General features: G+C 42.1%; 4 protein-coding genes and 1 pseudogene. 4 read left to right on the forward strand and 1 reads right to left on the reverse strand.

Annotation, left to right across the window (positions count from 1 at the left end):
- The first annotated feature begins 43 nt into the window (after positions 1-43).
- Positions 44-1051: a S1C family serine protease gene (locus PseudUWO311_RS19220; RefSeq protein WP_142656834.1), complete on the forward strand. Its 1008-nt coding sequence runs from the start codon at positions 44-46 to the stop codon at positions 1049-1051.
- A gap of 57 nt (positions 1052-1108) precedes the next feature.
- On the opposite strand, the gene PseudUWO311_RS19225 is transcribed toward PseudUWO311_RS19220, so the two are convergent.
- A complete protein-coding gene (locus tag PseudUWO311_RS19225) occupies positions 1109-1585 on the reverse strand; it encodes a hypothetical protein (RefSeq protein ID WP_142656835.1) in 477 nt (158 codons plus the stop codon).
- A gap of 539 nt (positions 1586-2124) precedes the next feature.
- On the opposite strand from PseudUWO311_RS19225, the gene PseudUWO311_RS19230 reads away from it, so the two are divergent.
- From PseudUWO311_RS19230 to PseudUWO311_RS24480, 3 genes and pseudogenes are all read left to right on the forward strand, one after another.
- Positions 2125-3960, forward strand: a complete 1836-nt coding sequence (locus tag PseudUWO311_RS19230) for an iron uptake porin (RefSeq protein WP_190303570.1) — start codon at positions 2125-2127, stop codon at positions 3958-3960.
- A 284-nt stretch (positions 3961-4244) separates the two neighbouring features.
- Positions 4245-5633 carry a cytochrome P450 gene (locus PseudUWO311_RS19235; RefSeq protein ID WP_142656837.1) on the forward strand — a complete coding sequence of 463 codons (1389 nt, stop codon included), beginning with the start codon at positions 4245-4247 and terminating at the stop codon, positions 5631-5633.
- A 99-nt stretch (positions 5634-5732) separates the two neighbouring features.
- Positions 5733-6000, forward strand: a pseudogene (locus tag PseudUWO311_RS24480) (hypothetical protein); the annotation flags it as partial.

The raw sequence follows: 6000 nt of genomic DNA on the forward strand, positions 1-6000 counted from the left end.
CTCGTCAAAACTGCCATAACAGGAATTACCCAGACAGAAGTAAATGAAAACTAGAGCGATCGCCTTGAGCTTGATATCGGCAATCTTAGTCAGCATTCCTAGCTTTAGCAAAGCTGCCTCAGCCGCCCCCATTGATTTTAATACAGACGAAAAAATTACGATGGAAGTCTATCGTTCGGCTAATCCTGCGGTGGTGACAATTAAAACAGCAACTAGCACAGGCTCAGGCAGCATCATTAGTCCTGAAGGTTTAGTAATTACCAATGAACATGTAATTCGTGATGCAAAAAATGGCATTGTTAGAATTATTAATACCGAAGGCAAAACCTATAACGGACAGGTTCTCACCATCGATCGCAAAAATGATTTAGCACTAGTTCGGATTGCTTCTAGCGATCGCTTTCCAACCATCACATTCGCCGATCGCGAAAATATCCTAGTTGGTCAAAAGGTATTTGCGATCGGCAGCCCCTTTGGCTTGTCTGGAACTCTCACCACAGGTATTCTGAGTCGTGTTGCGACTGATGGCGATCTGCAAACCGATGCCAGACTCAATCCTGGTAATTCTGGGGGTCCATTGCTTAATTCTCGTGGTGAAATGATTGGCGTGAACAAGTCAATTCTTAGCCCTGATGGTCGCTCCAATACAGGGATTGGCTTTGCAACGAGCGCCCCCATCGCCAAACAATTTATCACCCGTAGCGCTGCTCTCATTCAGCCTAAAACTGTAGCCAGTCTTCCTAATTCTCAAATCAAAGAAGCTCCAGCAATGGCTCCCAAAACTTCTGCTCCAGCGATCGCACCTGTAAGACTTGACCGTCCTCAATTAGGTGTAATTCTTAATCCATCAAGTCTTACCGTTTTTGAAGTGCGTCCTAACTCTCTAGCCAGTCAGATGGGGTTACAACGAGGCGATCGTCTTATTAGTTTAAATGGCGCACCCCTCAGCGATGCGAAACAAATCGTTGATTACCTAGCTCAACGCCCATCGGTTGCGCTTTTGACAGTAGCCAGAAATACTGGGCTTACCAACTATCAAATCAAGTTTTAATCAAACTAACCACAATAAACTCCTTAAAAGTGTTTCTTCGCAACACTTTTAAGGAGTTTATTGTGGTTTGAGTTTGCGGCAATATTGTTGTAACTCCTGTTCTAAATCAATTCCTTTGTTACCAGTAGAAATCAAATTCGCAGATGCGGCTTGGAATGCTGCATAATCGCCCTGATCTTGATCACGTTTTGCTCTTGTCAATTTATCCCCTAGCTCTTCAGAAAATTTTAAATAGCGTTCTTGCAAGGATTTGAGCTGTATATCTTCGACTTTGAGAGTCATTAAATCTTGCTTTAGGTCATTAATATAACGCAAAATCACCGACAACTCCGTCGTGTTCGATGCTCCTGCTGCTTTGTTTGTGATAGTTATAAATTCATTGCATTCAGAGGCTCTGCTCACCTTATCTATTATTTTTTCATCAGATTTAACAACCAAATTTATAGGCGCGGCGAAAGTCTTATTATGCATCCAGCAGGGAAACGAGATTGCTCCAATTACTATTAGGTTCAAAAGGGTGAGATTTAGCTTCATTTGGAAAATATATTGCTTTAATCTTTGGACAGGTGCTTGTACAAAATAAATTACCCAAATTTGTAAGATTTCTCCCCACTGGGGAGAAATCTTACAAATTTGGGTTTGTCATTAATTACTGCCTTCCTAGTTAAATGTGTAAGCAAAGTAACCTGTGCATTCACAGATCCCCGACTTTTTCTTTGCAAGCAAAGATCAATTTTATTCAGCCAAAGAAAAAGTCGGGGATCTCAATCTCTATATTTTCACTGATGTTACGTGGAAAGAATTTCTGTAATAGCATAGGTTTGGGACTGGAATGGGGGCACAGCCCCTACGAAAATCTTTGGATTTTATTTTTGGGTAAGGGCAATCCCCCCGTACTTGCCCTGCTTGGCTATCAGCGAGAAATTCATCATCTTAGTTCCACATAACATTCAGTTTTCAGTTTAAATATAGTCTGAAAAACAAAAATTTGGTTGTAATCCTAAAAGGGTATTTAATAATTTCTATAGGTGAACAATCTTCCAAAAATGTTGTGTGATGTGAGTGAAAAACAAATGAATATCAAGATTTCTTCTACTCTGATAATACTATCTGCTGTCTTGAATGTCCTTTTAGATATTGGAACTCAGGCGTTTGCTATAGAACCTTTCCAAGAGGTTAAAGATACCAAAAGCATAGAAACTTCTATACCCGCTCCATTAGAACAGCAGCAGCGCGATCGCCTATCTAATTACAATGCTAAGTCTGACCCAACGCTACCGATTACCCAAATCACCTCTGTATCACAACTATCAGACATCAAAACAACTGATTGGGCTTTTACCGCTCTGCAAAGTTTGGTAGAGCGTTATGGCTGCATCGCAGGCTATCCTGACCGTACTTATCGAGGAAAACAAGCGATCTCCCGTTACGAATTTGCGTCGGGACTGAATGCCTGTTTAGATAAAATCAATGAAATCATCAGTGCAGGGCTTGCCGACAAAGTTAGTCAAGCAGATTTGGCGACCCTAAAAAAACTCCAAGAAGAATTTGCATCTGAGCTATCAGTATTAAGGGGGAGAGTCGATACTCTGGATGTGAAAACTAGCCGACTGGAAGCGCAGCAGTTTTCGACAACGACAAAACTAAACATTCTTAGTTCCTTTAACCTGAGTAGTGCTTTTAGTAGCGGTAATATTCTCGCTGAAGGGTTGCCGATTCCTGGAAGCTCTCCCGTGGCTCGGTTTGCTGCGCGTAATCCATTTACTGGAAGTCCCATTGTTGGCACAATTACCGAAAAACCAAATACCACCCTCAGCTATTCCAACTACCTCGTTCTTACTTCTTCGTTTACGGGAAAAGATTCACTGAATCTGATTTTAGCGATGGGGAATGGCAATCCGCCCGCTAGTGCCTATAGTTCAGCAGGTTTTTCTAGTACATTTGGTGTACCTTATGCCGATTCCAATCCAATCGTACCTCTAGCCCCAAATAGCGTTGGTTTGTTTGAGCTGTTCTATAGTTTTCCTATTAGTGATGCGGTGAGGGTACAAGTTGGGCCAAAGATCCTTCCTTTTCGGCAGTTTGATGTCAATCGCTTTACATCGGTAATTAATGGTGCAGGAGGATTAAACTCCTATCAAAGTACTCTCGCCAATAGTGGGCTATCAGGAGCAGGGGCGATCGCTAGTTGGAGAATTTCCGATCAATTTTTGTTAAAAGCTGGCTATCTTGCGCGTAACGATGCCTCTTTTCTATACTTTGGTGGCGACAGTGCCAGCAATCCCAATCGAGGCTTATTCGGTGGTTCCAATCAGATTTTGACAGAGCTAACTTATTCGCCTAGCGATTCCACGAATTTTCGATTTCTCTACAGCCGCACCTATAACCAAGCACCTCCAGCTTCTCCCCTTGGTCAACCTAATCTGCCTTTCTTTTTAACTTATTCAGCGAGAGGAGTAGCTGATGATGGATTTGGGGGTAGGCTACAAGATAGCACAGGGGATAATTTTGTCTTTAACTTTGATTGGCTATTAAATCGCTCCTTTGGTTTGTTCGGTCGCTATTCCTATAGTAGTTATCGCATTGCACCTGTAAATCTCGCGATCGCTGGTGGTAATGTCAATCTGCAAGCCTTCCAAGTTGGTCTAGCTTTTCCCGACCTTGGTAAAGAAGGAGCTTTAGGTACGCTGTCTTTTACCATGCCATTTCAAGTGCTTTCTGGACGTAATTTCCTTGTTGCTGGTAATGGTGATGGTGGTACACAATATGATTTAGAGCTAACGTATTCTTATCCGATCATGAGATTTATCACACTTACGCCTTCGTTGTTTGCTACGTTTAATGCTAACAATTTCAGTAGTAACCCCACAATTTGGGGAGTGGTATTTCGGACACAGTTCTTGTTTTAGCAACCATTTAAGAATTGTCTAGATTCCCTATCTTCTCTTGTAAAGGCTTCCTTGTATGTACAATCTGTCTAAGTTTAGATATATCTAAACCCCCTAAATCCCCCAGTCCTGAGGGGATTTAAAAGAATTTTATTTTCTTGTCCCCCCAGAATTGGGGGCTAGGGGGCAATTAATTAGAGGGTTTTCTTCTTCCCCTATTTTAAGGGGGATTGAGGGGGATCTCTTAGATCTTTTTACCAAAAATTATGACTCGTTGGATCGCAAAATGTTGTTAAGGAGTAAAAATGATGCCTGATCGAGTTGTTTGGTCTCATGAAGTTACAAATATTCCACTTCCACCTTTAGTCAAGGGACTGCCGATTTTGGGGAGCAGTTTTGAACTAGCAGCCGATAGCCCCAAATTTTTTCTGAACCAATATCATGAGGTTGGATCGATTTTTCGTGTTCGCGCCCTTGATCGCCAATTTACGGTAATTGCAGGAACGGAAGCTAATCAGTTCGTCAACCAAGTCGGAACTGAGTTTCTTAGTGGAAAAGACTTTTGGCAAGATTTTGTCAAAGAACTGGGTGTTGACGAATTGTTGGTCAGTTTAGATGGCGATCGCCATCAACAGCAACGCCGATTTTTGAAATCAGGATATTCGCGTAACGCCATTATCCATGCTTTTCCAGAGACAATCCAATTAATCCAGTCTTTGACCGCCGATTTGCGATCGGGACAACGATTGCAGGTTCTACCCTTTTTTCAAAAAATTATCTGCGAACAATTAGGGATGTTACTTGCCGACTGTTCCCCTGGTGAGTATTGTGCTGATTTAGTTAGTTTTTTACAGACAGCGCTGAATGTATTGGTGGTGCGCCAATCGCCATCATTTTTACTATGGATGCCATCTTATAAACATGCAAAGCGAAGGGTACTTGAATTAGCTCGAATCGCGATCGCTAAACGTCGCAGCAGTGATGTTAAGCGGGAAAGACCAAATTTAATTGACGATCTAATTGCTGACTCTAAAACGTTACATCCCATGTTCTCGGAAGCCGAATTGATTGCGGCGGCGGTTGGGCCATACCTTGCAGGTATAGATACGGTTGCAAATACCTGCTCTTTTATGCTTTACGCATTGCTGAAATCTCCTGAAGTAATGGCAAAAGTAATGCAGGAAGTCGATCTGCTATTTCGAGATGGTATACCTAGTGCAGAACAATTACGAGGAATGAGTGCTTTGCACGGTACGGCGATGGAGACACTGCGGATGTATCCTGTGGCGGCGGCAATTCAACGCTATGCGATCGCTGATTTTGCATTTCAAGGCTATCGCGTAGAGGCGGGAACCCATGTGATCATTGCCACGACATTGCCCCATTTTTTGCCGCAATTTTTCCCAAATCCTAACAGTTTTGACATCGATCGCTTTCATCCACCTCGCAGCGAACATAAACAAAATGGAGCTTTTGCTCCTTTTGGGGCAGGTGCACATCTATGCTTAGGTAACGGGTTAGCCGAAGTCCAAATCATGTTAACCATGGCGACACTGTTACATCAGTTAGAGTTTTCCCTCGAATCTCCTAATTACACAATTCAACCAACTAACAATCCTACTTTTAGCCCAGGGAATAAGTTTTATCTGTGCGTCCAAGGTAGAAATTCTTATGATAAAAATCGGGTTGAGTGAAGGCAATTCTTAGGCTTACTTTCACTCAACTCGATTTTGGTGTTTTCCTCGCCTGAGATAAGAAAAACACCAAAATCGAGTTCATAATGAGAATTGCGGATGAGTTGCTCGTACTTTAAAAAAATCATTCTTCAGGAGCGAGAAGTAATCACGATCATGTTTGAGATATCTGGCTATAAAATTAATACTTTAATTTATGAAAGTGATCTATCGAGCGTTTATAGAGGAAATCGCTCTCATGATTTCCAACCAGTAATCCTAAAAATCCTCAAATTGGAATACCCAACAGCAGAGGCGATCGCAAGGTACAAACTAGAATACGAAATTTGTAATAGACTCCGCGAGATAGAGGGAGTAGTTAAAGCCT

The sequence above is a fragment of the Pseudanabaena sp. UWO311 genome (assembly GCF_006937785.1).
Classification (GTDB): Bacteria; Cyanobacteriota; Cyanobacteriia; order Pseudanabaenales; family Pseudanabaenaceae; genus Pseudanabaena.